The sequence below is a fragment of the Streptosporangium sp. G11 genome (assembly GCF_051192615.1).
GTDB lineage: Bacteria > Actinomycetota > Actinomycetes > Streptosporangiales > Streptosporangiaceae > Streptosporangium.
Window position 1 is genome coordinate 1 of record NZ_JBPJUQ010000286.1, and the last position, 1,412, is coordinate 1,412.

Below are 1,412 nucleotides of genomic sequence, written 5' to 3' on the forward strand. Positions count from 1 at the left end.
CCCGGGCCAGGCCGGTCAGATCCTGGTTGAGCCGCGCGAACATGCCCTCGTCGCGCCAAGCGGCGTAGTAGGAGTAGGAGTAGGAGTAGGAGTAGTGCTTCGTTCCTCAAAGCAGATAGATAAACCGGTGTCGACGGCGGCGAGGCTCAGGAGCCGGACGGCCCCAGATCCAAGGGCGAGCGCGGGCGTTGAGCTGGGCGGTTGCGACCGTGGTGGCGTAATCAATCTCGCCGGGATCAGCGAAGGTCTGCCCGGCCAGAGCCTGACGGCGGAAGATACGCCACCAGGCCTCTTGCAGGTTGAGCCAGCAAGCGCCCTTGGGAATGAACACCTGCTGGATCCGCGGGTGTTCGGTGAGCCACTGGCGAGTGGAGACGCTGTTATGGCTGGACAGATTGTCGGTGATCACCGCGATCGTTCCGGCCGGGTTGGCCTGCTCCAGCAGAGCCAAGAAGCGCTGCCATCCGGCGCTGTTGCGGGAGGAAGAGCACATGGTGAACGCGTGACCGTCGGCGATGCGCAGGCCGCCATAAACCCAGGTCTTCTCCGGTCCGCGACTGTATTCCAAAGCGGCTTTGATCCGTCGGCTGTCGGCGCTCCAGCCGGGCGCGGGCTCGAAGGTGCGGGGAAGGACGGGGCCGAGTTCGTCGGCGGCCACCACCGTCACTCCCGGCGGTGGGCAGGTGTAGAGGGCAACAACCTGGGTTCTTTTGGGGCGAAGTCCGGGTCGTGGCTGGTGGCCCAGGAGCGGGTGCGGCGCCAGCGCACCCCCTCGGCCAGCAGGATCCGCCGCACCTGCGAGCGCGCCACCACAATGCCCAGCTCGTGGACGGCCTTGGTCAACGTGTCTAGCGTCCACACCCCTGGCCCGGCCTCATCGGCCGCGGCCAGCTCACCGGTTACCCGATCGCGTACCGGCCGGCCCGCCAGCGAGGTCCGGGCCAACGCGATGATCTGCGAGCGCTCGGCTTCGCCGAGCCGCCGTTTACGGCCGACACCAGGCCGATCTCCCAACCCGTCCAGGCCTTCGGCATTGAAGCGCGCCAGCCGGTAGCGCACCGTCTTCTCCGCACAACCGAGCTCACGGGCGATCTGTGGTACCCGTAGCCGCTCCCAGCTCAACGCGATGATCTGAGCCCTGCGGATCCAGTCAGCCGGGGCATGTCGAGCCCCGGCCAACTTACGGATCTTGCGTTCCTCCACCATGTCCTTCGGCGCCCGCGCGAACAGAAGCTTCGGCACTACTCACCGCCCATCACTGACCTACTGGGCCCCGATGGTACGTCTAATCTGACCATCCAAAAAGGAACAATACAGTAGACGGTGGCGTGGGGCGGGAAGTCGTGCGGCAGGTACTTCCAGGCGATTCCCGTCCGGTTGACGTACAGGATCGCGTCGAAGATGTCACGGAG

General features: G+C 65.9%; 2 protein-coding genes and 1 pseudogene. All 3 read right to left on the reverse strand.

Annotation, left to right across the window (positions count from 1 at the left end):
• Window positions 1–106 precede the first annotated feature (106 nt).
• Window positions 107–661 (reverse strand): transposase, encoded by a 555-nt coding sequence (locus tag ACSDR0_RS50565; protein WP_435296127.1) that lies wholly within the window; start codon window positions 659–661, stop codon window positions 107–109.
• A gap of 2 nt (window positions 662–663) precedes the next feature.
• Complete coding sequence (locus ACSDR0_RS50570; protein ID WP_435296128.1) at window positions 664–1,242, reverse strand: helix-turn-helix domain-containing protein; 579 nt, start codon at window positions 1,240–1,242, stop codon at window positions 664–666.
• 56 nt (window positions 1,243–1,298) lie between these two features.
• Window positions 1,299–1,412 (reverse strand): annotated as a pseudogene (locus ACSDR0_RS50575) (transposase); the annotation flags it as partial.